We start from the raw sequence: 24,316 nt of genomic DNA, 5'->3' as shown, positions 1-24,316 counted from the left end.
CGAGTCAGGCGACATCCGCCGAACACGAACTACGGGAATACATGCAGGAATTGGAATTGCGGCTCACGAGCAGAGTCCCAGGGAAAATTTGAAAGCGCGGCGCTCCGCGCTTGCTCTCGATCGGCCGCCTACGGGCGGTTTTCTTTTGGCCGGCTGCCGGCAAGCATGTTCCAAACAAAAAAGGACGGATCGGTTAACCCGTCCGTCCCTGTCTGTCACTACCTAATGCTTGCTAATTTGGTGGAGCCGGGGGGAATTGAACCCCCGTCCGCAAGCCCTCCGCAACCAGTTCTACATGCGTAGTCGACCTATTTAGTTTTAACCATGGACTTAGCCGATCGACAGGCCGGACCAAGGCGATTCACGTAATTTAAGCCTGAACCGTGTGACCCCAGTGCAGACCGATTCCTTGTAAAGGACGCTGCTGCGATTCGGGGTTGCCCCCTAGGAAGTTGCCTTCCCTCGCCTGACCCAAGGACAGATCAGTGCAGCGGCTCACCGCTTAAGCGGCGAGAGCGAAACGCTCTTCGTTTGCGTTTAAAGTGTTCCAGTGGTTTTACGAGCTTACTGGTGCTCGGCATGCCCTGAGTTGTTTCGCGACCCACGTCGAATCCGGATCGGCCCCAAGATTCTCTATTGTACTCCAATTGGGCCAGATAAAGCACCCACGCTCCCCTCCTGCGGGACAGGCAGAGCCACTCCCCCGCTCGCTTCTCACCAGCACGCCCAACGAGGCGCTGGCCCGTGCATTGTCGGCACGTTACCCGCGCAAATCCCTGCGGCTTTTAAATGGGCATGGTCGCGCACACCTCTCGCACAATCTGGGCAAACCGTTCCTCCGCATCCAACGGCAAGTCGCGCACCTGGCGTATCAAACTGACTGGCGGCAATTCCCAGTTCCATTCCCAGGCCACACGCGCCACGCCGCCGCCCTGCTCCATGTCAAGCGCAATATCCTCTGGAACAATGGAAAGCAGATTTTGATTGCTGCGCAACATCCCCGAGATCACATCGATGGAATAGGTCTCCACTCGCGCGACAGGCGGGCGGACTTGTTCGCGGGTGAAGAGTTCGGTCACCATGTTGCCGATGGGCGTCGCCGACGACGGCAAGATCCAGTCTACGTCGGCCAACATGCGCCAGTCGGGCTTGGTACGGGCAATGCGCCGGGCGAGCGCGGGATGGGCGATCAACGCAGGCCGCTGCGTGTACAGCACCTGGTGCCACATGTCGTTCATGCCCACGGCCGCTGCGGCGCGGCCGATGACGCAGTCGATTTCGTGCGCGCGTAACTCCTTTAAGAGCTGGTCGGTGGTCGCTCGATGCAGCACGACGTTGATGCCCTCTGCGCACAGGCGCTCCAGCGTTGGCGTCAAAACGCGGCCGGAGACAAAGGGAATCGCCCCGACCCGCAATTGAGCGGCCCTGCCGGATCGTACGGCCTCCATTTCCTGGCCCCAATGGTCCAGGTCCAGCATCATCCGTTCCGCTCGCACGAGAGCCAGTTTGCCCAGCGGCGTGGGCTCCAGTCCCTGACGAGAACGCACGAATAAGGGCGCCTCGAAGATGTCTTCAATTTCGGCCAGCGCCTTGGTCGCAGCGGGCTGGCTGATGCCCATCGCGTCGGCTGCACGCGTCAATGAACGCAGACGCCCTAATCGCGTCAGCAACGTCAGGTGGCGCAATTTCAGCCGTGAAAACAATCGTGCACCGGGCCGACGGCCAGTGGTATCGGAATGGGATGAGCGCACAGCTGTCATGGCATAAAAGCATAACCAAACAGTTATGCATCAATTGGAAATACGCATATTACCGTTATTCGTACTCTTTATACTGACCTCCTCTTTCCCGCGCTTTCCTCCGATATCCGCCTATGTCTTCCCCCAGTTTCACGACCCGCCCGGAAATCCGCGGCACGTTTGGCGTGGCATCGTCTACGCATTGGCTGGCCACGCAGGTCGCCATGAGCGTGCTGGAGCGTGGCGGCAACGCGTTCGACGCTGCAGTCGCGGGCGGCTTTACGCTACAGATTGTCGAACCGCATTTGAATGGCCCGGGCGGCGAGGTGCCGATCCTGTTCTGGAACGAAAACGATCCGCGCATCCAATCAATATGCGGCCAGGGGACGGCGCCTCAATTGGCAACGCCCGCCTATTTCCGGAATATGGGCGTAGATCTGGTCCCCGGCGTGGGGCTGTTGCCTGCCACCGTGCCCGGCGCGTTTGGCGCGTGGCTGACGATGCTGCGCGATCACGGTACCTGGGAACTGGCAGACGTGCTGCGTCCGGCGATTGATTACGCACGCAATGGCTTTCCGCTGGTGCCGCGCATTGTGCAGGCCATTTATTCGGTACAGGATCTGTTTCGCCAGGAATGGCACAGCTCTGCCGACGTCTGGCTGCCCGACGGCAAGGTGCCGCACCCCGAACGTCTGATGCGTACGCCCGCCATCGCCGATACCTATACACGGATCGTTAGCGAGGCCAATAACAAAGGCAGCGATCGGCGTGCCCGTATCGATGCCGCGCTGGAGATCTGGTATCGCGGTTTTGTCGCCGAGGCGATCGACGCTGCATACCGTACCCCGATGCGCGACTGCACCGGTGAACGGAATGCGGGCCTGCTGCGCCGCGAGGATATGGCGGATTGGCAGGCGACCTACGAAGAACCTGCCATGGTGGATTTTGGCCGCTATACCGTCGCGAAGTGCGGCGTGTGGTCGCAAGGGCCGGTGTTTTTACAGCAGTTGGCGATGGCGCGGCATCTGCCGCTAGAGGGACTCGCGGCCGACTCGCCCGCGTTCGTGCATGCTATTGCAGAAGTCGCAAAACTGGCGTTTGCGGATCGGCTGGCTTGGTACGGCGACCCACGTTGCAATGATGTGCCGTTGGCCGATTTGCTGTCGGATGATTATGCGCGTGCACGCGCAGCATTGATCCGTGACCAGGCATCACGCGAACTCATCCCTGGATCGCCCGGTGGGCGTACGCCACGGTTGCCCGACCTGGACGCCGCACGCCGTGCACTGGCACAGGCCGATACGCGTTTTGGTGTAGGAGAACCGACCTTTGCCCAATTACCGCCCGTGGACCAGTGGCTGGAGCGCGAGCTGTTCGTGGGAGACACCTGCCACATCGATGTCATCGACAAGGACGGCAACATGGTCGCCGCGACGCCATCCGGTGGATGGTTGTCGTCCAGTCCGGTCGTACGCGGTTTGGGATTCTCTATCACGACGCGATTGCAAATGACCTGGCTCGACGAAGGTCTGCCAGGACAGCTGCAAGCAGGTGCACGGCCTTGCACCACGCTATCGCCCGGCATGGCGTTGCGTGATGGCCAGCCTTATATGGCGTTCGGTACGCCCGGCGGAGATCAACAGGATCAATGGACCGTGGCATTTTTCTTGCGCCATGCATTGTGTGGAATGAATCTGCAAGAGGCCATCGACGCACCGGCCTGGCATATCGATCACTTCCCGGGCTCATTCTGGCCGCGCACGACAACGCTCAACCGCATCACGGTGGAATCGCGCATGCCCGAGCGCACGTTGGACGCGCTGCGCGCGGCCGGTCACGAGGTCAAGGTCGGAGCGCCCTGGTCCGAGGGCCGCATCAGCGTTTGTACACGGGAACCGGCTGGCAATGGCGCGAGACTGCTGCGCGCAGGCGCGAATCCGCGCGGCATGCAGAGCTATGCCGCCGGACGTTGATAGCTATTTAACAAGCGGGCCCGCGCTCGGGACTCGCATTTTTATCGCGGCGCAGGCCGCACATAACAAGGGGATTGATCCATGGCTTTTTCATTTCGCAGCGCTTTACGCGCATTCGTTTTAGTGGCGGGCATCGTGCCCGCCGCAGCAATGGCGGCATGGCCGGAGAAACCGATTACGCTGATCGTGCCGTGGGCGGCAGGCGGCTCGACAGATATTCTGGCGCGCATGCTGTCCGAACAGATGACCAAGACGTATGGCCAGCCGGTGATCGTGGAAAACCGCTCGGGAGCCTCCGGCAATATCGGATCGGCTTTTGTGGCGCGCTCGGAACCGGACGGCTACACCTTGCTGATCGGATCGATGAGCACTCATACGATGAACGAGGCGCTCTACGACAACATGCCATTTGATGGCGTGAAAAGCTTTACGCCGATCGCAGAGCTCGCGCTGGTGACAAACACGATGGTGGTGAACCCTTCGCTGCCGGTCAATAACGTCAAAGAGTTCATCGACTATGCCAAGGCCAACCCCGAAAAGATCGCGTATGCCTCGGCAGGCCCTGGTTCGACCAATCATTTGAGTGCGGCGATGTTTGAAAAAGCGACCGGCGTCAAGATGGTGCACATCCCCTATCGCGGCGGCGCACCGGCGGTGTTGGACACAGTCGCGGATCGTACGCAGGTGCTGTTCAGTGCGGGCACGCAGACTTTGCCGCACGTGCAAGCAAAGAAACTGAAGCTATTGGCAGTGACCGAAGAATCGCGCTCACCGCTGCTGTCCGATATCCCTACCGTTGCGGAAACCGTACCGGGTTATTCGATGGCGGTTTGGTATGGCGCCTTTGGACCAGCCGGAATGGATCCCGAGTTGGTGGCCAAGCTGAACACGGAAATCAACCGCATCCTGACCCTGCCGGAAGTGAAAAAGAAAATGGGCGATATGGGAGTACTGGTCATGCAATCGACACCGGAAGGCTTTGCCAAGACAGTGGCGGCCGATGCGCAGAAATACTCCGCCATCGTGCGCGAATTGGGGATCAAGGCGCAATGACGGAATTGGACGTTCGAATCGCCCAGGCAGTACGCGACAGTGCCGCCATGACTGACGCGCTGGCCAGCGCCGATCCTGCGACGGTATTTGCCGCCATGGATAAATGGTCGCAACCCGTGTTGCAGCAGGCGCTATGCACTGTGAATCGTTTCGACTCGGTCAATATGGCTGTGGTGCGGCTGTACAGTTCGGATCCCGTATCCTATCCTCCGGGCGGATCGAAGCAGAAACGCGGGATGCCCTGGGGGGAGCACGTGCTATTGCAGCGGCGTATCTATGTCGGCGAAGGCCCGGACGCGATCCGTGCCTCGTTTGACGATCATTCGGCGATCCTGGGACTGGGTCTGCAGTCGGTGATCAATGTGCCGGTGGTCGTGGGCGATGTGTGCCTGGGGACAGTCAATTTTCTGATGCGCGAAGCACGCGTTCACGACGCGCATGTCAGCTTTGCACGACTGGCGGCGTATTTGACGGTGTCAGGATTTCCGCGCTGATCCCGTTTCGAGCGATGGTTCGCGCACACTTTCCCGGCGCGAACCATGCGCCTCGGCGTATATCCTAGTGAACTCCGCCCCGAGCAAGAATACCTGGGCGGCGTAATATACCCAGATCAGTACGATCACGAGCGAGCCTGCCGCCGCATAGGACGATGCGACCGACGCCGTACCCAAGTACAGTCCGATCAAGAATTTGCCGATCTCAAATAGCACCGCCGTCACCAAAGCCCCTGTCCAGACGTCCCGCCACGCGACAGGCGCCTGCGGCATGAATCGATAGATCAACGCAAACAACAGCGTCGATGTACCCAATGTGACGGCGATGTTCAGCCCCTGCAGCAAGATTTCCCAGCCGGGCATCATGCCGCCCGCCCAACTGCCCAATGCCGCGAGCACCGAGCTGATGATTAGTGACACCATCAGCAAAAAGGCCAGTGTCAGCACCAGCCCAAAAGACAGCAAACGGGCGCGGATCATGCTCCATATTCCGGACTGTTTCTTTGCACCGACTTTCCAGATGCGATCCAGCGCGCTTTGCAGCTCCGAGAATACGGTCGTCGCGCCAACCACTAATACCGCAACACTGATGACGGTGGCCACGGCGCCTTGTGATGGTTCTTGCGCACCTCGGACGACGCCTTCAATCGTCTTGGCGCCTTCTGCGCCGATCATGGCGTGGACCTGCTGAAACAGTTGGCCGCGCACGGCTTCCTCGCCCCAGAAAAAACCGGCGATCGCGATGACAATGATGACCAAAGGCGCCAAGGAAAACACGGTATAGAACGCAATAGCCGCACCCATACTCGGCGCGTAATCATCCAGCCAGCTATTAACGGCCTGTTTAGCCAAACCGTAGAAACGTTTGATATGCATTCGGCGCTCCGCATCGGCCGGTACTGCTCATCAGCTCAACCGCTTCACCACTCTCGCCACGCGCGCGATGCCATCTTTACCGCTGGCGGCACGTCCGATTAACGCGGTACCGACCGCGGTCAGAATACCGCGCCGCAGCACAGTACGACTACGCATACCCGCGACCATCAGCAAGGCGCCCAGACTGAGCACGATCAGATGCTCGCCGGGAAAGCCGGGCCTCTGGTCATCAAAGGATTTCAACTGTCTCACCATCGAGCCGGCATCTCGAGCGGAAATGGAAACCTCGGGCAGGGAATGTGTAGGCATGATATTCCTTGATCGATACAGGAGGAAACCCATTGCCCAGCAAGTGACGTGCCAGGGCATGGATGTCCATCATGAGGCAACACATGCAATACTGCCTATCCCGAGTACCATTTCCATTTTCCCCCTGGCCACGCCCTATGACCTCACATTCACGTATCGAGCCGACATCGATCGGCGCTTTAGCAGGTTGGCGCATCAACACCCCGTATGGAAGCGCGCTGGTGTCTCAGCAAGGCGCACAGTTGTTGAGCTATACCCCGGCGGGAGGCCGGCCGTTAATCTGGCTGTCCGAACAGGCCGTCTTCAAACCTGGCGTACCGGTGCGCGGAGGCATACCAGTTTGCTGGCCCTGGTTTGGGGTTTACGATCGCAACCCGCAATCGGTACGCGACAGCGTCGCTGCCACGCCGGGTGCCGCATCGCACGGCTGGGTACGGCAGGTCGACTGGCAGTTGGCGGAGCAATACATCGAGGCCGACACGGCGAGCCTGGAATTCACCTTCGAGGCGCCGCGGAACCATGCGCCGGGATGGATACATCATGCCCAGCTCACGCTACGGATGCGATTCGGCAAGAACATCGAAATCACGCTGTCCGTGCGCAATCAGGGGGTGCAGGACCTGACCACAACGCTGGCGCTGCATACTTACCTGGCGGTCTCGGACAGCCAACATGTCAACATCCAGGGACTCGAGGGCCATCGCTATTTGGACACGTTGGAAAATTGGGAACCTCGCCAACAGCAAGGGGCCGTCAGATTCAATGGCGAAACCGACCGGATATACCTGGACACGACGACGCCCATCACTCTGCATGATCCAGGCTGGAAACGCGATATCCGCCTGCAGGCGAACGGCTCACGATCCGCCGTGGTGTGGAACCCCGGTGCTGCCAAGGCCGCGCGATTAGCAGATATGGCGGACGACTCGTGGTCGCACATGGCATGCATCGAAACTGCCCGGGTGCTAGACGACGCAATGACAGTAGCCCCGGGAGCGACCGAAAGCGTGTCGTTGTCGATCAATTGGTCGGCGACGAGTTAAAGACACTGATTAACCCGAAATTCGAAACAATCTGTCCACGAAACGCAGATTTATCTCAAATAACAACGGAATTACAGTAGTGAAAACGGCGTCCTCAATGAATTTGAGGCGCCCCCTGTTTTATTGGAGATATCTGCTATGCAAGCCCAACCTACGCTTTTCGTCTCTCATGGGGCTCCGACCTTTGCGGTCGAGCCAGGCTTGGCCGGCCCACAACTCAAAGCGTTGGGCGAGCGCCTACCCGCGCCGCGCGCCGTGCTGATCGTCTCGCCTCACTGGATGACGCCAGGCCTGAGCATTACCGCGTCGGCACGCCCTCAAACCATTCATGATTTTGGCGGCTTTCCCGCTGAACTGTATGCGTTGCAATACCCCGTCGCAGGCGACCCTGCGCTGGCCGAACGCATTGCCGCGTTGCTGAGAAATGCGGGATATCACGCAGACCTGGATACCGAACGTGGCCTTGATCATGGCGCCTGGGTGCCGATGATGCACATGTTCCCCGAACATCAAGTTCCCGTGCTGCAGCTTTCATTGCCGATGCATATCAGCCCTGAACAGACCTGGGCGTTGGGACAGGCTTTGGCGCCGCTATCGCAACAAGGCGTGTTGATTGTCGGCTCGGGCAGTTTGACGCACAACTTGTACGAGTTCCGCCAGCATGGTGCGGATGAGCCATATGTGAAAGCGTTCGCGAACTGGGCTCGCCAAGCCGTGCAAACGCATGATCAGGAGGCGCTGGTGGGCTATTTGGAACACGCACCGCAAGCACGGCGAGCACATCCTACCGCCGAACACTATCTACCGCTGTTGATTGCCGCAGGCGCGGCTGCCCCCGGTGCCCAGGTCGATGTACTGGATGGGGGCATCACCCATGGCGTGTTGTCCATGGACAGCTATGTGTTCAATGCGCCCGCTGCGCACTGAACACGAACACAAGGCCCATGACAAAGGGCAGACTACTGCGATGCAGCGCCGCTCGTCGTAGGCTGCCCCGCGGGCGCATTCTGCTGCAGCCATTGCAATGACTTCATCCCCGCGCGGCCGTCGGGTGCCAGGCCTGCGTCGCGCTGGATGGATTTCAGGGCCTCGCGGGTACGCGCGCCTATCAAGCCGTCGGGCTGGCCGATATCGAAACCGCGCGCAATCAGCAAGGACTGCAACTCGCGCCGTTGGGCGCGAGAGAGGCCGGGATCGTCGGTCGGCCACGCACGTACAAACGGTCCACCACCGCGCAAACGATCCGAGAGATGGGAGATGGCCAGTGCATAGCTTTCTGCCGCGTTATACGAATATATCGCGTCAAAATTCCGTGTCACTAAAAACGCCGGACCCGACGGGCCTGCTGGCAATAACAACGCGACTTGCATATCGCCAGCGGGCAATGCGCTGCCATCGGCCTTTTTGACGCCCTTTGCCGCCCAGGTGGATATGGGTTGTTTGTTGCGGCGTCCGGCGCCGGAGGTATCCATGCCATCGGGCAGGCTCACCTCAAAGCCCCAAGGCATACCGGGCTCCCATCCAGCGCGTTTGAGGAAATTGGCGGTCGAGCCCAGCGCATCGGGTACGCTATCGACCAGATCGCGTCGGCCGTCGCCATCAAAGTCTACGGCCAATCGCAGATACGTCGAGGGCATGAACTGCGTCTGACCAAATGCGCCCGCCCACGAACCATTCAGACGCTCGACGCCCAGGTGTTCCTGCTGAATGATCTTCAGCGTAGCAAAGAACTCGCCACGGAAATAGCTTTGCCGGCGGCCGACACATGACAACGTCGATAACGAGGTCAGCAACGGACGTCCGCCCAGGATTTTGCCGAAATTGCTTTCCACACCCCACACGGCGACCACGGTCGCAGGATCTATGCCGAACTGAGACTGCGCACGAGCCAACTCGGCCTGCCACTGCTGCAAAGCGAGCTTGCCATCGGCAACGCGCTCGTCGTCAACCAGCGAAGCCATGTAGTCCCAGATCGGCGTCTTGAACTCGGGTTGCGCATCCAGCAGGGGCAGGACGCTCAGGTCGGGCTCCAGGTCTTTGGTGTAGGTATCGTAGGTGCTGGCCGATACGCCTTGCTTGATCGCCTGGCCACGCAATTGCGACAGGCACTGAGCGAAATCGGCGGAACTGTACGCGGTTGCCGAGGCAACCTCGGCAGCGGCATTACCGGATGTAGCGGCTGACGCCAGCGGTGCAGCGCCCGCCCACAGCGCGAGAGTGATAAGGGGCAAGGAGTATCGTAGTGTCATGGGCAGGATTTTATAAGCTGGCGCGAAAAATAGCCGACTGGCGAGGTTACGCCATAGTATCGCGCTGTAACCGGCCTGACACGCTCGCTGCCCCCAACCATTCCGCTGCGTTAACGGACAGTCCCCTGCAACGCCGCCAACTCGGCTTCATCAAACCCCGCCAACCGGCGCGCCTCGAGATTGAACGGCCCACGCAGCTTTGGGGCGCTATAACGTTGCGCCAACTCAGCGTAGCAAGCCACAGGATCCAGCCCTTGCTGATCGCAAAGATAACGAAACCATTGATTCCCGATCGCCACGTGCCCGATCTCGTCACGCAGGATGATGTCCAGGATAGCGCCGCCGTCCTTGTCCCCGGCGCTGATCAGCTTGTCACGAATCAGCGGCGACGCATCCAGGCCGCGGGCCTCGAGGGTGCGCGGCACGAGCGCCAGACGGGCCAGCAGATCGTCACGGGTTTTTTCCGCCATTTCCCATAAGCCGTTGTGCGCGGGAAAGTCGCCGTAAACATGACCCAATGTGCCCAGATGCGTATTGAGCAGGTCGAAATGATAGGCCTCTTCACGCGCGACTCGCAGCCAGTCGCGGTAGAAATCTTCGGGCATGCCCGGGTACCGCCACACGGCATCCAGCGCCAGGTTCACCGCATTGAACTCAATATGCGCGAGCGCATGCAACAACACGGCGCGCCCCTCTGGCGATTGCACAGAGCGCTGTTTGACCTGTTGAGGCGGTACGAGTTCGGGCGCGTCGGGGCGTCCGGGTAAATTGACAGGCTCATCCAACACCCCGTCGGTACGCAGCTCAGCATTGTCGCAAATAGCTCGGACGGCGGCCAATTTGTCCGGCCAGGATCTCGCGGCCAAGGCTGACAGGGCCTGGCTACGCAGATCGAGGCCAATCAGGGCAGAAATCACAGTATCGGTCATACAAAAGCGAGAAAATCATCACCTTGCGATGGGTGTGCTCCATAGTAACCACAATGCCGGTATCACGGATTGCGGCAACTCGTCGGCCAGACTTTATCATTACGCCATGACCTCTCCCGCTCGCCTCGGCATCGCCACCTCGTTATCCCAAATAGACCCGTCCGAATGGAACGCGTTGGCGGGCGACCAGCCTTTTGTTCGCCACGAGTTCTTGTCCGCATTACACGAGACGGGGTGTGCCTCGCCTGAAACGGGCTGGACGCCATACTACCTGGTGCTGCGCAACGAAGAGCGTCTGATCGGTGGCGTACCGCTCTATTTGAAATCCCATTCACGAGGCGAATACGTTTTTGACTACGCCTGGGCCGACGCCTTTGAGCGGCATGGTTTGCGCTATTACCCGAAGCTCTTGAGTTCGATCCCGTTTACACCGGTCAGTGGACCGAGGCTGTTGGCCGGCAACCCAGCAGACCGTCTGGCCTTGGCGCAGGGTTTGATCGAATTGGCGCAGGGATTGAAAGTGTCTTCGCTGCACATGCTGTTCCCCGAGGAAGACGATTTACTCGCGCTGCGTGAGGCCGGCTATATGGTGCGCGAAGGCGTGCAATTTCATTGGCGCAATGCGGGATATGCGCATCTCGATGATTTTCTGTCTGCGTTGAATCACGACAAACGAAAAAAAATCCGCCAGGATCGCAAAAAGGTCCTTGAAGCAGGCATCGAATATCGCTGGCTGCATGGCACGCAAATCGATGCGCAGTCCTTGGCCTTTTTCTACCGTTGCTATGAGCAGACCTATTTTGCGCACGGCAATGCCCCCTACCTGAGCGCAGATTTTTTCGAACGCCTGCATCGCGAGATCCCCGGCACCATGGTGTTGATCGTGGCGCTGCGAGATGGACACCCCATCGCCGCAGCCTTGAATATGCGCGGCGGCGACACGCTGTATGGGCGTTATTGGGGATCGCTGGAGTTTGTCTCGGGCCTGCATTTCGAGACCTGCTATTTACAGTCCATCGACTACTGTATTCAACATGGGCTGGCCAGTTTCGAGGGTGGCGCACAAGGCGAACACAAGATGGCGCGAGGCCTGCTCCCCACGCCTACATGGTCGGCGCATTGGATTGCTGATCCCCGATTCGCCGCAGCAATCGAGGATTTTCTTGAGCGCGAGACACAGGCTGTAGACGGCTATCTGGGCGAACTGGAAGCCCACACACCATTTCGGCGCGTGCCCTGACTACAGAAAGTGATCCAGCAAACGCCGGCTGTGTTTGTCCAGCGCAGCAACATCGCGGATCAGATAATGAATGCCATGGCTATCGTCGATCAACAAGGTCTGTCCGACCAGGCGACGGATGTCTTCCTCGCCTTTTAGCGTGAACGACGTATCGCCCCGATCTGTCTGAACGTCCCAGACGGAAGGCGTGGCGTAGGTGGACACCGCATTAATGCGCAGAATTTCCGGCATGAATTCGCGGCTGGCCAAGGCATCATTTACCTGCTGCTGCGTCTCGCGAGGCAAGTCGTCCAACGTGTCCAGCCACAGCAGCTCATATCCGTCCGCACTCACAATAGAGATGCCGTGCAGCGGATCGCTGATCGGAAACGCCCGTACGACCTGAACGTCTTCGTGCGCCTGTCCCTCCGACGATACGTATACCCAACGGCCTGAGACATTGAGACGCAAGGAAAACGCCGGCTTAGTATTGTTCATCATCGTCCCCTGAGGGCAGATCGTTTTCGTTGGTTCGCGCCTGGGCCTGATACAGGCGATAGTAGGCTCCCTGGCGAGCCATGAGCTCTTCGTGCCGGCCTTGCTCGACGACGCTGCCATGATCGAGCACCACCAGACGATCCGCACGACGCAAGGTGCTGAGACGGTGTGCGATCGCGATCGTCGTCCGCCCACGAACCAGATTATCCAGAGCCTTCTGGATTTCTTTTTCTGTCGTCGTATCGACCGATGAAGTGGCCTCGTCCAGGATCAATACGCGAGGATCAATCAACAGTGCCCGTGCGATGGAAATACGTTGACGCTCGCCACCCGAAAGCGCTTGGCCTCGTTCGCCCACCAGAGAGTCATAACCATGCGGCAATCGCAAGATGAAGTCATGGGCATGGGCGGCGCGTGCCGCGGCGATAATCTCGTCTCGTGTCGCCTCCGGTTTACCGTAGGCAATGTTCTCGGCGATGGAGCCAAAGAACAAAAACGGCTCTTGCAATACGAGACCGATGTTGCGCCGATAATCCGCAATGCGCAGTAAACGAATGTCGGTATCGCCCACCAGAATGGCGCCCTCGGACACATCGTAAAAGCGGCAGATCAGATTGATCAAAGTGCTTTTTCCCGACCCGCTGTGGCCTACCAGCCCGATCATTTCTCCAGGCTCGATACTGAGATTCAGGCCTCGAATCACCGAGCGATTGCCATAGCGGAACGCCACGTTGCGCAGTTCGATACGGCCATCCACTCGTTCCAGCCGTGCAGGAACCGCAGGTTCGGGAACGCTGGACACGTGGTCGAGAATATCGAAAATCCGTTTGGCGCCCGCGGCTGCTTTCTGTGTGACGGACACGATGCGGCTCATCGAATCGAGCCGCGTATAGAAACGGCCGATATAGGCCAGGAATGCCGCCAGCACCCCCACCGTGATCTGTTTGTTGGCGACTTGCCAAATACCGAAAACCCATACGATGAGCAAGCCGATTTCCGTCAACAACGTAACGGTAGGCGAGAACAACGACCACAAACTATTGACGCGATCATTGACCTCGAGGTTGCGATTATTCGCCTGCCGGAAACGCTGTACCTCGCGCTTTTCCTGGGCAAAGGCCTTGACCACGCGTATACCGGGAATCGTATCGGCCAGGACGTTGGTGATCTCCGCCCAGATGCGGTCGACTTTCTCGAAACCATGGCGCAACCGGTCACGCACCGCATGAATCATCCACACGATAAACGGTAATGGCGCGAGCGTGACGAGCGCCAGCCAGGGATTGATCGACACCAGGATGGCCGCCGTCATGGCGATCATCAGCACATCGGTCGCAAAGTCCAGCAGATGCAAAGACAGGAAAACACAGATGCGATCGGTCTCGCTGCCAATGCGGGACATCAGATCGCCGGTACGTTTTCCGCCGAAATACTGCAACGAGAGTTGCTGCAAATGCTCGTATGTCGTGGTGCGTAGGTCGGCGCCGATACGCTCGCTCACCCACGCCAGAATATACGTGCGCGCCCAGCCCAAGCCCCATGCCAATACTGCCGACAGCAACAAGCCGCCCAGATACCAGCGCACCAGACCGTGATCGATCGGCGTGCCGTTCTGGAATGGGATGAGCACGTCATCCATCAAGGGCATCGTCAAATAAGGCGGCACCAGCGTGGCTGCCGTTGCCAGCAGCGTCAATATGAATCCAGCAATCAAGGCTGCACGATAGGGTTTTGCAAAACGCCATAGACGCAGTAACGCCCAGGTCGATGTAGGCGGCTCGGTAGCCGGCACGCATGTCTGGCACTCGGCATGCTCTGCCGGCAACGGCTGACCACAGCCTGAACAACGCGGCTTGTCGTCAAGCGCAGCGCTGTGCTGCCGTGCCTCGAACTTTGCAAGTAAACGCAACGCTGCGGAATTATTTGCCAGGGTAAAGCACCAAACCGCTAGCCCCACATCGCCCTCGTTCAGCGACAAGACCGCTGCGCCCGCATGATCATGCAAGTTCAACCGCAACGTCGAAGTCAGTCCCCATTCGCGCCACTGCTCGTGGTCGGGGGACTTTGCCAGCAATCGTTGATTGGTCAATACAACCAGGCCGGGGCGGAAACGCAGCCGGGTATCCAGATCGGTTTCCAAGCAGGCCAGAATGGCTTCGCCGGGCGCAAGGCGGGACTGCATTGCGTCGTACAGGGCCGCGTGAGGCTGCCCGGAAATGCCCAAAAAGGGCGGCTTGTTTTTCATGTATGGCGGTCCGGCGAGGCCGGGAAGGCGGCCTGTCCCTTCCTTACAACAGCACGAGTTTATCGGCGTAAAAAGGCGGCGTATAGTAGCAGCCGGATTTATCAATTTCCACTACTAGGAATCATCCCAGCCCAGGCTTCGGCTTCGCATTCTGCACGACATCCCCGCCACATCGTGGGGCACCCTGTCCGCCGACGCTCCTCCCCCCTCCTCGACCATGAACGATAAAGACATTGAATTTCTCGATGTCGTGGCTTTGCGCGGCCCGAACATTTGGACTTACCGCCCGGTTCTTGAAGCCTGGGTGGATATTGGCGCCCTGGAGGACTACCCGTCGAACCTGATTCCCGGGTTTTACGAGCGGCTCTCTGCCTGGCTGCCGGGTTTGATCGAGCATCGCTGCAGCCCTGGCGTACGGGGCGGCTTTTTGCAACGTCTGCGCGAAGGCACCTGGACCGGCCATATCCTGGAACACGTGACGCTGGAGCTGCAAACGCTGGCTGGTCTGCCGGGCGGCTTCGGCAAAGCGCGGGAGACCTCGCGGCGCGGCGTCTACAAAGTCGTGGTGCGAGCCTGGCAAGAACAGGTCACGCGGGCGGCCCTGGACGAGGCGCGAGTCCTGGTATTGGCTGCCATCAAAGACCATGATTTCGACGTTGACCGCGCGGTAGCGAGGTTGCATGACCTGGTCGACACGCACTGCCTGGGCCCCAGCACCGCCTGTATCGTGGACGCCGCCGACGATCGCGACATTCCCTGCATCAGGTTATTCGAAGGCAACCTGGTCCAATTCGGCTATGGCAACCGACAGCGGCGCATCTGGACAGCCGAGACGGACCGCACCAGCGCGATCGCCGAAGGCATCTCGCGGGACAAGAACCTGACCAAATCCCTGCTGTCCGAATGCGGTGTGCCCGTACCCGAAGGCCGTGAAGTCGACACGCCCGAAGCCGCCTGGGAAGCCGCCCAGGACATCGGCCTGCCCGTGGTGGTCAAACCCTGCGACGGCAACCATGGCCGCGGGGTATTCACCAACTTGACCACCGAAGCCGAGGTCTTGTCCGCCTACTCAGTCGCCGTAGACGAAGGCAGCGGCGTCATCGTCGAACGTTTTGTGCTGGGCAATGAGCACCGCCTGCTGGTCGTGGGAGATCGCCTGGTTGCTGCCGCAGCGGGAGAACCGGCCTGGGTTACCGGCGACGGACAACACACCATCGCCGAACTGATTGAGCTGCAGCTCAATACCGACCCTCGGCGAGGCCGCACCGAAAACCACCCGCTGAACAAGGTACGCCTGGACTCTGCTGCCCGCCTGGAACTGACGCGGCAATCGCTGTCGGCCGACAGTATTGCCGAACGTGGCAGGCGCGTCCTGATCCAGCGCAGCGGCAATGTGGCCTTTGATGTCACTGACCGTGTGCATCCCGATACGGCGCACACCGTGGTGCTGGCCAGCAAAATCGTCGGGCTCGATATTGCGGGCGTGGATCTGGTCGCCGAAGACATATCAAAACCCTTGAACGAACAGCGTGGCGCCATCGTCGAGGTCAACGCCGGCCCCGGCTTGCTCATGCACCTGAGGCCTGCCGACGGAACACCGCGTCCTGTCGGCCGAGCCATTGTCGATCACCTGTTCCCGGAGGACGACGACGGTCGTATCCCTGTGGTCGGCATCACGGGCACCAACGGCAAAACCGTGGTGGCGCGATTGGCGGCCCGTCTGCTGTCCCTATCCGGCCGGCAAACAGGTTTGGCGTGCAGCGAGGGGCTTTATATCGGCAGTCAGCACGTGCAGACTGGTGACTGTGCAAATTGGGAAAGCGCCCGGCGGCTGCTGATGAGCCGCAGCACCGAAGCCGCGGTGATAGAGAACGACAGCGCGGTGATACTTGGGCAGGGGCTTGCTTATGACCGCTGCCAGGTGGGCGTCGTGACCAACATCGCCCAGGGCGATCATTTGGGCGATTTCGACATTCAGGACACTGAGCGTCTGGCCAATGTGTTTCGCACACAGGTCGACGTGGTGCTTCCCACGGGCGTTGCCGTCCTGAATGCGCGAGATCCGCTGGTCGCGGAAATGGCCCCGCTGTGCGACGGCGAGGTTCTGTTTTTCAGCGTGGACGCCGATCTGGCCGTGCTGCGTGCGCATCTCGCCCTGGGCCATCGCGCGGTTTTCATACGGGACAGCAATATTGTCCTCGCCAGGGGGCAGGACGAAACCTTGTTGACCCGTGTGGCAGACATCCCACTCACGCATGGCGGCCGTGTTGGTTTTCAGATCGAAAACGTACTGGCTGCGGTGGGAACGGCCTGGGCGTTGGACATTCCAGAGTCCATCATCCGCGCAGGTATCGAAGCTTTTGACGTAGACCAGGCTGATGCGCCGTGGCAGTTCACACTATTCAAACGCGCGGGCGCCACGGTCGTCGTCGATGATGTGCACAACGCCGCCGGACTGCAAGCATTGGTTGATGCGGCAGCGAACTTCCCTGCTGAACGGCGCTGTGCCGTATATGCCGCAGGCGCCGACCGGCGCGATGCCGACCTCATCGAACAGGGACACCTGCTCGCCCAGGCCTTTGATCACGTAGTGCTGTATGACGATGCCACCGTGAATAGCCGCCGGCCCGCCGGTGAAGCGCGTGCGCGCTTGCGCCAGGGGCTCGCGCGAGCGGCGCTGGAGCTCTCTAAAACCATCAGAATCGAAGACGAACCGGATCACGCGCGTGCCATTGATCAGGTACTGAATGCCATTCAACCCGGCGACTTTGTTCTGCTGCAATCTGACGAGAGCTACTCCGGTCCCACCATCGACCGCGTGCGTCACTGGATTCAACAATAAATAACAACGCCTCGCACAGGACTCTAGGCCATGGAAGTTTCCCGTATTCGCGCCCTGCGCGGCCCCAATTTGTGGAGCCGCAATACCGCTATCGAAGCCATTGTCACCTGTGACGATGCCGAGTGCGCCATCGACGAATATCTGCCTCATTTCGAAGCCGAGCTACGTGCTCGATTTCCTCAGATCGGCCGGCTGCGTCCCGACGGTCATCATGGCGCCCTCTCTATCGCTCACGTTTTGCAGGACACTGCGCTGGCGCTGCAAGCCCACGCAGGTTGCCCGGTGACATTCGGGCGTACAGCCGCCACGGTAGAACCCGGCGTGTTCCAGGTCGTCGTCGAGTACAGCGAAGAAGACGTGGGGCGGCGCGCCATGGAGGCAGCCACGCAATTGCTGTTGGCCGTGTTGTCGGGCTCGCCGTTTGACGTGCCGGCCGTGCTGGCCGAACTTCACGAGCTGGACGAAGACGTGCGACTGGGACCCAGTACAGGATCTATCGTCAATGCGGCGCTGGCGCGCAATATTCCCTTTCGCCGCTTGACGCAGGGCAGCATGGTGCAATTCGGCTGGGGCAGCCGTCAACGCCGTATTCAAGCCGCAGAAACGGATGCGACAAGCGCCATCGCAGAATCCATCGCGCAAGATAAAGACCTGACCAAAATGCTATTGCATGCGGCGGGCGTCCCCGTGCCCAGAGGGCGTTCTGTATCAGACGCCGAATCTGCGTGGCAAGCGGCACAGGAGTTGGGCGGTCCTGTCGTCGTCAAGCCTCGGGACGGCAGCCAGGGGCGCGGCGTCGCGGTCAATATCGAGAGCCGCGCGCAGGTCATTGCCGCATACGAAGTCGCCGCCGAGATCAGCGACGAAATCATTGTTGAACGCTACATTCCTGGCCACGACTTTCGATTACTGGTGGTGGGAGACAGCCTGGTTGCGGCCGCACGCCGAGATCCACCTCGCGTGACAGGCGACGGACGCCACACCATCCGCCAACTGGTCGAGCAAGTGAACGCCGATCCGTTGCGCGGCGATGGCCATGCCACGTCATTGACGAAAATCCGTTTTGACGACATCGCGTTGGCCACGCTGCAAAATCAGGGTTATGACGCCGATTCGATTCCTCCCGCCGGCACTTTGATCACCTTGCGCCATAACGCCAATCTCAGCACCGGCGGATCGGCAACGGATGTGACCGACGAAGTCCATCCGGAACTGGCGGCCCGCGCCGTGACGGCTGCGCGCATGATAGGGCTGGATATTTGCGGCGTAGACGTGGTTGCCGAGACCGTGCAACTGCCCCTTGAGGAACAACATGGGGGTGTCGTCGAGGTCAATGCGGCGCCGGGTCTGCGCATGCACTTGAATCCCTCGTTCGGCAAAGGCCGCACAGTCGGTGAGGCGATTATTTCCAGCATGTTTGCCGATGGCGATAACGGCCGTATCCCTGTCGTGGCAGTGGCTGGCACCAACGGCAAAACGACGACGGTGCGATTGACGGCGCACCTGCTTGCCAGTGCGGGCCATCGCGTTGGCATGACCAATTCCGATGGGGTCTATGTCGGCTCGCGCTGCATCGATACTGGCGACTGCAGCGGCCCTCGCAGCGCGCGCCGTATCCTGGCTCATCCCGATGTCGATGCGGCCGTATTCGAAACTGCGCGTGGCGGCATTTTGCGCGAGGGCCTGGCTTTCGACCGCTGTGATGTCGCCATCGTGACCAATCTGGGCATGGGCGACCATTTGGGGCTGGGCTATATCAGTACTGTGGAAGATCTGGCGGTCGTCAAACGCGTGATTGTGCAGCACGTGCATGCGGGCGGCGCTGCGGTACTGAATGCGACCGACCCTGCCGTCGCCAAGATGGCGGTCGCGTGTCCCGGGACGGTAGTGTATTTTTCCGATGATCCGACGCATCCCTTGATCGGCACGCATCGCGCCCAAGGACACCGTGTGGTGTACCGTGACGGTCCCGCCATCATCGCTGCGCAGCACGATAGCGAAATCACGATTTCGCTCAGAGATATACCTCTGACGCGTAACGGCAGCATCGGATTTCAGGTGGATAACGCCATGGCTGCGATGGCGGCTGCGTGGTCTCTCGGCATCGATTGGGCCGTTATACGCTCGGGACTCGCGACATTTGTCAGTGATGCGATGACCGTGCCCGGCCGCTTCAATGTGTTCGACTACAAGGGGGCAACTGTCATCGCCGACTATGGCCATAATCCCGATGCGATCCAGGCGCTGGTGCGAGCGATCGAGGCCATGCCGGCTCGACGGCGTAGCGTAGTGATCAGCGGCGCCGGAGACCGGCGAGACGAGGATCTGCGACTGCAGACCGCAATCCTGGGCGATGCCTTTGACGAAGTCGTGCTGTACGAGGATCAATGTCAGCGTGGCCGGGCCGACGGGGAAGTCCTGGCATTATTGCGCGAGGGTTTGAGCGCCGCACGCCGCACCCGCCATGTGCAGGAAATCCATGGTGAATTTCTGGCGATCGATACTGCGCTGGATTCCCTGTCAGAGGGCGATTTGTGCCTGGTGCTGGTAGATCAGGTGGATGAAGCGCTGGCGCATCTCCAGCGCAGAATATCGTTACACTCGTCCATCAAAACAGCATAAAACATTACTAATCAGTAACTGCGCCCGAGGCCGCAGCGCTCCCGTGTTTCACCACGGGAATCGCTGCGGCCCTATTTACATTTACCAACAGCATCGTTTGACAGCCCGCCCGGGTCGCTCGTAGGGTGGTAATACGCTCATCAACCCGGAGGATCACTATGAACAACGATATCGTTGCAGGAAAGTGGAAACAATTGACCGGTAAAGCCAAGGCGGCCTGGGGCGAACTGACCGACGACGAATTGACTCGCGTTGAAGGCAATGCTGAACGGCTGAGCGGTTTGATCCAGGAACGTTACGGCAAGACCAAGGAAGAAGCCGAAAAGGAAGTCCGCACTTTTTTCGACGCCAACCGCTAATGGGCTAATTGCAACTTCGAGGAGAATCCAAAATGCTGTATTACGCTGCCGTATTCTTCGTGATTGCTATCATCGCCGCCGTCTTGGGCTTTGGCGGTATTGCCGCCGGTGCTGCTGGCATTGCCAAGATCCTGTTCTTCGTGTTTTTGATCCTGGCGGTGCTGTCCATATTGAGCGGTGTGCTTAGAAAGAAGTAGACCATGCGCGGCCATAGTCGGCCGCGCCCTCCCCCGATGCCACGTCATCGCTATGTAGAAGGAGCATTTCTATGAACATGCGTAAACTGATCATTGCCACGGCCATCGGCGCCGGTGCCATGTTCGGCGCCGTGGGCACAGCCGTTCATGCTGCCGAGGGCGATACAAACAAACAGTCTGTTAGTGAATACGCATCGGATACGGTCATCACGACCAAAGTCAAAGGCGCGCTTGTCGCCGACTCGACGCTGAGCGCGCTGGACATCGCCGTCGAGACCACTGATGGCACGGTCGTGCTCAGCGGTACCGTAGGCACCGAGGCCGAGGTCGAACAGGCTGCCCGGGTGGCGCGTGATGTCGAAGGCGTCAAGCAAGTGCAGAACGGCATCAAGGTCGACCCAAGCAAAGCTGAAAAGAAATAGCAGATAAAGGCGTCAGACTACGAAGATGACTCCGCGCATCGGGTCTGACGCCATTTTCCCTACTTCCGGCCGCCGCCTTGGCCGCTGCCCGGCGTAAACGGAAACGAAGAGAACATGGCACGCGTCTGGTCTTGCATTTGATCCTGCATCTGCACGAACAGATTTTTGCTTTGATCAATGTAGTTGTTCATCATGTTCTGCAGCATCGGCGTCTGCACGTTCATGAATTGCGCCCAGGCCTCGGGACCAAATTGGCTGCCGTACAAGCCTTTGGACTGTTCTGCCATGCGTTGCTGAATTTCCATGAACGCCTGGATATTCTTTTCCAGGTATGAGCCCATGATGCCTTGCATGGCGTGGCCGTAGAAACGAATGATCTGCGACAGCATGTTCGAGGAAAACATCGGCATGCCACCGCTTTCTTCTTCGAGGATGATCTGCAGCAGGATACTACGCGTCAAGTCGTCGCCGCTCTTGGCGTCGACCACCTGAAATTCCTCGTTCGCCAACACCAGTTGTTTGACGTCCGCCAGCGTAATATAGGTGCTCGTCTGGGTATCGTACAAACGACGATTGGGGTACTTTTTAATCAGGCGCTGACCGGCGCCAGTTTGAGCTTGCGTCATGGTTGTCCCCGAGATCGGGCGATCTCTTTAGCTTTGAAGTATTCCTAGTGTAAGCCGGAACGCCTGCACATGCTTTCCGGCTCGTCTCTCATCAGCCCATGTGCAGGCCGCCATTGAGCGAAAAATCGGCGCCCGTCGAAAAACCAGATTCATCTGAAGCCAGCCATGACGTCATCGAAGCGATTTCTTCGGGGGTTCCGAGACGGCGCACCGGGATCGTCGCGACGATCTTCTCCAACATATCCGGGCGGATGGCGCGCACCATATCCGTACCGATATATCCTGGCGAGATCGTATTGACCGTCACGCCTTTGCTGGCGACCTCTTGGGCCAGAGCCATCGTAAAGCCGTGAATACCGGCTTTGGCCGTAGAGTAATTGGTTTGTCCGAACTGCCCTTTCTGCCCATTGACCGAACTGATGTTGATGATACGGCCCCACTGACGCTCGACCATGCCTTCGATGACCTGCTTGGTCACATTGAACAAGCTGTTCAGATTGGTGTCGATCACCGCACGCCAATCATCGGCGGACATTTTGCGAAACAAGCCATCGCGGGTAATCCCCGCGTTGTTGACCAACACATCAACAGGGCCCAATTCATTGGACACGCGCTCGAACGCGGCCACGGTGGAGTCCCAGTCGGATACATTGCCGACCGATGCATGGAAGGTAAATCCCTGGGCAGCCTGCTCATCGAGCCACTGTTGATAGTTGCGGCTCGGGCCGCAGCCGGCCACTACGCGAAACCCGTCTTTGGCCAATCGGCGGCAGATCGCCGTGCCTATGCCGCCCATACCACCCGTAACGTATGCCAGTTTCCCGCTCATATCCTTCCTCCTGCGCACTGAGCGCCTCAATAACGTACTACCTGCTACTGATACTGCCGGATTGCTTATTCGATAAAGACTGCTTGCTGCGCATACTCACTGTTGATCTAAAAGACTCCCATCCATCAAAAAGAACCTGTCGAGCGGCCTCAGGCGGCTCGAACTTTAACGTAGCTGCCTGGCGCCGGCTCGATCGGCACATAGCGGGTATTCCCGGCTTTGACGGGCGCGCGGCGCTTGGCGCCGGAATGCTCTGCCAACCACTGCGACCAATCGGGCCACCAGCTGCCAGCATGCTCGGTCGCTTGCGAAAACCATACGCCGGGGTCGCCTGGCAAGGCCGCATCCTCACTGACCCAGTAATTGCGCTTGCCGGTCTCGGGCGGATTGATGACGCCGGCGATATGGCCGGACGCGCCCAGCACAAAACGCAGCGGCCCACGCAGCAACTGCGTTGACGCATAGGCAGAGGTCCAAGGCACGATGTGATCCTCGCGCGAACCGTACAAATAGGCCGGCATTTTCAGGCGGGTCAGGTCCAATGCGACCTCGCCGGCACGGGCGCGCCCAGGCACCTTGAGATTGTTTTCCAGGTAGGTATTACGGAAATACCACGTGAAAAAGGGCCCCGGCAGGTTGGTGCTGTCGCCGTTCCAGAACAACAAATCGAATGCAGGCGGCGTCTGCCCTTTCAGGTAATTGCCCACAACATAGTTCCACACGAGCTCATTCGGCCGCAGAAACGAGAATGTCGTCGCCAGATCGCGGCCTGCCATCAAGCCGCCTTGGCCGATCTGCTGATCGCGCAGCATGGCATGGGCTTCGTCGACGAAAACTTGCAGTACGCCGGTGTCATGAAAGTCGAGCATCGTGGTCAATAGCGTCAAGGACGCGGCAGGATGCTCACCGCGTGCCTGGGCCAGGGCCAACGCCGATGCCAGCATCGTGCCCCCCACGCAAAACCCCAATGCATTGACTTGATCCTGTCCAGAAATGTCGCTGGCCACCTGCAGGGCTTTGAGCACCGCATTATCCAGATACTCGGACCACGTGGCCTGATCGACGCCGTCCCGATCGCTCGACAGCGGATTACGCCACGACACCATGAAAACCGTGTGCCCCTGCGCAACCGCATAGCGCACGAACGAGTTGGCCGGCTGCAAGTCCAGGATATAGAACTTGTTGATATTGGGTGGCACGATCACCAACGGACGCGCGTAGACCGTATCCGTCTGCGGTGTGTATTGAATCAACTGGAACAGCGGATTCTGGAATACGACCTGACCCGGCGTCGTGGCCACATTGCGGCCGATCTCGAATTGGCTGTCGTCAGTCTGGCTGATGCGGCCTTTGCGCAAATCATTGGCCAGATTGGCCAGGCCGTCACTCAACGCCCGCCCCGCCGTGTCAATGATCGACTGTTGTGCGTCAGGGTTGAAAGCCAGGAAATTCGACGGCGACAACGCGTCCACCCATTGCATGATGGAAAAGCGCAGCCGGTTGCGCAGCGGCTCACCCACTTGCGCCGCGTCGACCATACGCGAGAGCACCCGCGCCGATAACAAATACGCGTGCGCCATCAGCAGATGCTGGCGGCTGGCAGCCCACGCCGCGCCACGAAAACGCCGATCGGCAGGCGGCGCCAGGACGCCACGCTGCGCCTCGTCGCAAATACGCAGCCACTCTCGCGAAAAGTCGGCTTGGATATCTGCCAGCGCGTCCGGCGCCACGCTAACCGGGACGGGCCAAGCAGCGGAAATAGGGGCGTTCACTTCGACACCTTGTTATGGTC

The 24,316-nt window shown here is 59.5% G+C and carries 21 protein-coding genes and 1 other RNA gene; 11 read left to right on the top strand and 11 right to left on the bottom strand.

Translation table 11 applies throughout. The features are described 5' to 3' along the window. Positions 1-238: 238 nt before the first annotated feature. Both ssrA and ACYVIT_RS06810 read right to left on the bottom strand, forming a co-directional pair. Positions 239-625, bottom strand: a transfer-messenger RNA (tmRNA) gene (gene ssrA / locus ACYVIT_RS06815). A 160-nt stretch (positions 626-785) separates the two neighbouring features. Then, positions 786-1,760, bottom strand: a complete 975-nt coding sequence (locus ACYVIT_RS06810; protein WP_415806348.1) for a LysR substrate-binding domain-containing protein — start codon at positions 1,758-1,760, stop codon at positions 786-788. 113 nt (positions 1,761-1,873) lie between these two features. Here ACYVIT_RS06810 and ACYVIT_RS06805 point away from each other — a divergent pair, with 113 nt between their 5' ends. The 3 genes from ACYVIT_RS06805 to ACYVIT_RS06795 all read left to right on the top strand — a co-directional run bounded on the left by ACYVIT_RS06805 (position 1,874) and on the right by ACYVIT_RS06795 (position 5,259). Beyond that, positions 1,874-3,712, top strand: coding sequence for a gamma-glutamyltransferase family protein (locus ACYVIT_RS06805; protein WP_415806347.1), 1,839 nt, complete (start codon positions 1,874-1,876; stop codon positions 3,710-3,712). Between the two features lie 81 nt (positions 3,713-3,793). Continuing rightward, the gene (locus ACYVIT_RS06800; RefSeq protein WP_415806346.1) at positions 3,794-4,765 is read left to right on the top strand and encodes a Bug family tripartite tricarboxylate transporter substrate binding protein; all 972 of its coding nucleotides are present in this window, start codon (positions 3,794-3,796) and stop codon (positions 4,763-4,765) included. Beyond that, complete coding sequence (locus ACYVIT_RS06795) at positions 4,762-5,259, top strand: GAF domain-containing protein (RefSeq protein ID WP_415806345.1); 498 nt, start codon at positions 4,762-4,764, stop codon at positions 5,257-5,259. Before ACYVIT_RS06800 ends, ACYVIT_RS06795 begins: the two co-directional genes overlap by 4 nt. Here ACYVIT_RS06795 and ACYVIT_RS06790 read toward each other — a convergent pair. Both ACYVIT_RS06790 and ACYVIT_RS06785 read right to left on the bottom strand, forming a co-directional pair. Then, positions 5,242-6,135: a YihY/virulence factor BrkB family protein gene (locus tag ACYVIT_RS06790; protein WP_415806344.1), complete on the bottom strand. Its 894-nt coding sequence runs from the start codon at positions 6,133-6,135 to the stop codon at positions 5,242-5,244. The two genes, ACYVIT_RS06795 and ACYVIT_RS06790, sit on opposite strands and share 18 nt — an antisense overlap. A gap of 30 nt (positions 6,136-6,165) precedes the next feature. Further along, a complete protein-coding gene (locus ACYVIT_RS06785) occupies positions 6,166-6,444 on the bottom strand; it encodes an adenine nucleotide alpha hydrolase family protein (protein ID WP_415806343.1) in 279 nt (92 codons plus the stop codon). A gap of 137 nt (positions 6,445-6,581) precedes the next feature. On the opposite strand from ACYVIT_RS06785, the gene ACYVIT_RS06780 reads away from it, so the two are divergent. Beyond that, complete coding sequence (locus ACYVIT_RS06780) at positions 6,582-7,487, top strand: D-hexose-6-phosphate mutarotase (RefSeq protein ID WP_415806342.1); 906 nt, start codon at positions 6,582-6,584, stop codon at positions 7,485-7,487. A 138-nt stretch (positions 7,488-7,625) separates the two neighbouring features. Next, positions 7,626-8,414: a dioxygenase family protein gene (locus ACYVIT_RS06775; protein ID WP_415806341.1), complete on the top strand. Its 789-nt coding sequence runs from the start codon at positions 7,626-7,628 to the stop codon at positions 8,412-8,414. Positions 8,415-8,446: 32 nt separating this feature from the next. Here the strand turns inward: ACYVIT_RS06775 and ACYVIT_RS06770 are convergent, their stop codons facing one another. Together ACYVIT_RS06770 and ACYVIT_RS06765 are read right to left on the bottom strand one after the other, a co-directional pair. After that, positions 8,447-9,736, bottom strand: coding sequence for a lytic murein transglycosylase (locus ACYVIT_RS06770; protein ID WP_415806339.1), 1,290 nt, complete (start codon positions 9,734-9,736; stop codon positions 8,447-8,449). Positions 9,737-9,846: 110 nt separating this feature from the next. Further along, positions 9,847-10,665 (bottom strand): ferritin-like domain-containing protein, encoded by an 819-nt coding sequence (locus ACYVIT_RS06765; protein ID WP_415806338.1) that lies wholly within the window; start codon positions 10,663-10,665, stop codon positions 9,847-9,849. Between the two features lie 106 nt (positions 10,666-10,771). Here ACYVIT_RS06765 and ACYVIT_RS06760 point away from each other — a divergent pair, with 106 nt between their 5' ends. Next, positions 10,772-11,905 (top strand): GNAT family N-acetyltransferase, encoded by a 1,134-nt coding sequence (locus ACYVIT_RS06760; protein WP_415806337.1) that lies wholly within the window; start codon positions 10,772-10,774, stop codon positions 11,903-11,905. Here the strand turns inward: ACYVIT_RS06760 and ACYVIT_RS06755 are convergent, their stop codons facing one another. Then, positions 11,906-12,382, bottom strand: coding sequence for a cyanophycin metabolism-associated DUF1854 family protein (locus tag ACYVIT_RS06755; protein WP_415806336.1), 477 nt, complete (start codon positions 12,380-12,382; stop codon positions 11,906-11,908). Then, complete coding sequence (locus ACYVIT_RS06750; protein WP_415806335.1) at positions 12,369-14,627, bottom strand: cyanophycin metabolism-associated ABC transporter; 2,259 nt, start codon at positions 14,625-14,627, stop codon at positions 12,369-12,371. Before ACYVIT_RS06750 ends, ACYVIT_RS06755 begins: the two co-directional genes overlap by 14 nt. 217 nt (positions 14,628-14,844) lie before the next feature. Between ACYVIT_RS06750 and cphA (ACYVIT_RS06745) the strand changes: the two genes are divergently transcribed. The 5 genes from cphA (ACYVIT_RS06745) (at position 14,845) to ACYVIT_RS06725 (ending at position 21,069) form a co-directional block, all read left to right on the top strand. Beyond that, positions 14,845-17,469, top strand: coding sequence for a cyanophycin synthetase (gene cphA, locus ACYVIT_RS06745; RefSeq protein WP_415806334.1), 2,625 nt, complete (start codon positions 14,845-14,847; stop codon positions 17,467-17,469). 30 nt (positions 17,470-17,499) lie between these two features. After that, positions 17,500-20,091 (top strand): cyanophycin synthetase, encoded by a 2,592-nt coding sequence (gene cphA, locus ACYVIT_RS06740; RefSeq protein ID WP_415806333.1) that lies wholly within the window; start codon positions 17,500-17,502, stop codon positions 20,089-20,091. Positions 20,092-20,249: 158 nt separating this feature from the next. Continuing rightward, positions 20,250-20,450: a CsbD family protein gene (locus ACYVIT_RS06735; RefSeq protein WP_094820351.1), complete on the top strand. Its 201-nt coding sequence runs from the start codon at positions 20,250-20,252 to the stop codon at positions 20,448-20,450. Positions 20,451-20,482: 32 nt separating this feature from the next. Further along, positions 20,483-20,647, top strand: coding sequence for a DUF1328 domain-containing protein (locus ACYVIT_RS06730; protein ID WP_094820350.1), 165 nt, complete (start codon positions 20,483-20,485; stop codon positions 20,645-20,647). A 71-nt stretch (positions 20,648-20,718) separates the two neighbouring features. Next, positions 20,719-21,069: a BON domain-containing protein gene (locus ACYVIT_RS06725; protein ID WP_415806332.1), complete on the top strand. Its 351-nt coding sequence runs from the start codon at positions 20,719-20,721 to the stop codon at positions 21,067-21,069. A 59-nt stretch (positions 21,070-21,128) separates the two neighbouring features. On the opposite strand, the gene phaR is transcribed toward ACYVIT_RS06725, so the two are convergent. From phaR to ACYVIT_RS06710, 3 genes are all read right to left on the bottom strand, one after another. Next, positions 21,129-21,695, bottom strand: coding sequence for a polyhydroxyalkanoate synthesis repressor PhaR (phaR, locus tag ACYVIT_RS06720; RefSeq protein WP_415806331.1), 567 nt, complete (start codon positions 21,693-21,695; stop codon positions 21,129-21,131). Between the two features lie 91 nt (positions 21,696-21,786). Beyond that, the gene (phbB, locus tag ACYVIT_RS06715) at positions 21,787-22,524 is read right to left on the bottom strand and encodes an acetoacetyl-CoA reductase (protein WP_415806330.1); all 738 of its coding nucleotides are present in this window, start codon (positions 22,522-22,524) and stop codon (positions 21,787-21,789) included. A 149-nt stretch (positions 22,525-22,673) separates the two neighbouring features. After that, positions 22,674-24,296: a PHA/PHB synthase family protein gene (locus ACYVIT_RS06710; RefSeq protein WP_415806329.1), complete on the bottom strand. Its 1,623-nt coding sequence runs from the start codon at positions 24,294-24,296 to the stop codon at positions 22,674-22,676. Positions 24,297-24,316 lie beyond the last annotated feature (20 nt).

The sequence above is a fragment of the Bordetella muralis genome, from assembly GCF_054781015.1.
This window is presented reverse-complemented; position numbering and strand designations above follow the sequence as displayed.

Bases quoted from the DNA above. Each gene is read 5' to 3' on its own strand.
- ACYVIT_RS06810 (WP_415806348.1), bottom strand. From the start codon at position 1,760: ATGACAGCTGTGCGCTCATCCCATTCCGATACCACTGGCCGTCGGCCC.
- ACYVIT_RS06805 (WP_415806347.1), top strand. From the start codon at position 1,874: ATGTCTTCCCCCAGTTTCACGACCCGCCCGGAAATCCGCGGCACGTTT.
- ACYVIT_RS06800 (WP_415806346.1), top strand. From the start codon at position 3,794: ATGGCTTTTTCATTTCGCAGCGCTTTACGCGCATTCGTTTTAGTGGCG.
- ACYVIT_RS06795 (WP_415806345.1), top strand. From the start codon at position 4,762: ATGACGGAATTGGACGTTCGAATCGCCCAGGCAGTACGCGACAGTGCC.
- ACYVIT_RS06790 (WP_415806344.1), bottom strand. From the start codon at position 6,135: ATGCATATCAAACGTTTCTACGGTTTGGCTAAACAGGCCGTTAATAGC.
- ACYVIT_RS06785 (WP_415806343.1), bottom strand. From the start codon at position 6,444: ATGCCTACACATTCCCTGCCCGAGGTTTCCATTTCCGCTCGAGATGCC.
- ACYVIT_RS06780 (WP_415806342.1), top strand. From the start codon at position 6,582: ATGACCTCACATTCACGTATCGAGCCGACATCGATCGGCGCTTTAGCA.
- ACYVIT_RS06775 (WP_415806341.1), top strand. From the start codon at position 7,626: ATGCAAGCCCAACCTACGCTTTTCGTCTCTCATGGGGCTCCGACCTTT.
- ACYVIT_RS06770 (WP_415806339.1), bottom strand. From the start codon at position 9,736: ATGACACTACGATACTCCTTGCCCCTTATCACTCTCGCGCTGTGGGCG.
- ACYVIT_RS06765 (WP_415806338.1), bottom strand. From the start codon at position 10,665: ATGACCGATACTGTGATTTCTGCCCTGATTGGCCTCGATCTGCGTAGC.
- ACYVIT_RS06760 (WP_415806337.1), top strand. From the start codon at position 10,772: ATGACCTCTCCCGCTCGCCTCGGCATCGCCACCTCGTTATCCCAAATA.
- ACYVIT_RS06755 (WP_415806336.1), bottom strand. From the start codon at position 12,382: ATGAACAATACTAAGCCGGCGTTTTCCTTGCGTCTCAATGTCTCAGGC.
- ACYVIT_RS06750 (WP_415806335.1), bottom strand. From the start codon at position 14,627: ATGAAAAACAAGCCGCCCTTTTTGGGCATTTCCGGGCAGCCTCACGCG.
- cphA (WP_415806334.1), top strand. From the start codon at position 14,845: ATGAACGATAAAGACATTGAATTTCTCGATGTCGTGGCTTTGCGCGGC.
- cphA (WP_415806333.1), top strand. From the start codon at position 17,500: ATGGAAGTTTCCCGTATTCGCGCCCTGCGCGGCCCCAATTTGTGGAGC.
- ACYVIT_RS06735 (WP_094820351.1), top strand. From the start codon at position 20,250: ATGAACAACGATATCGTTGCAGGAAAGTGGAAACAATTGACCGGTAAA.
- ACYVIT_RS06730 (WP_094820350.1), top strand. From the start codon at position 20,483: ATGCTGTATTACGCTGCCGTATTCTTCGTGATTGCTATCATCGCCGCC.
- ACYVIT_RS06725 (WP_415806332.1), top strand. From the start codon at position 20,719: ATGAACATGCGTAAACTGATCATTGCCACGGCCATCGGCGCCGGTGCC.
- phaR (WP_415806331.1), bottom strand. From the start codon at position 21,695: ATGACGCAAGCTCAAACTGGCGCCGGTCAGCGCCTGATTAAAAAGTAC.
- phbB (WP_415806330.1), bottom strand. From the start codon at position 22,524: ATGAGCGGGAAACTGGCATACGTTACGGGTGGTATGGGCGGCATAGGC.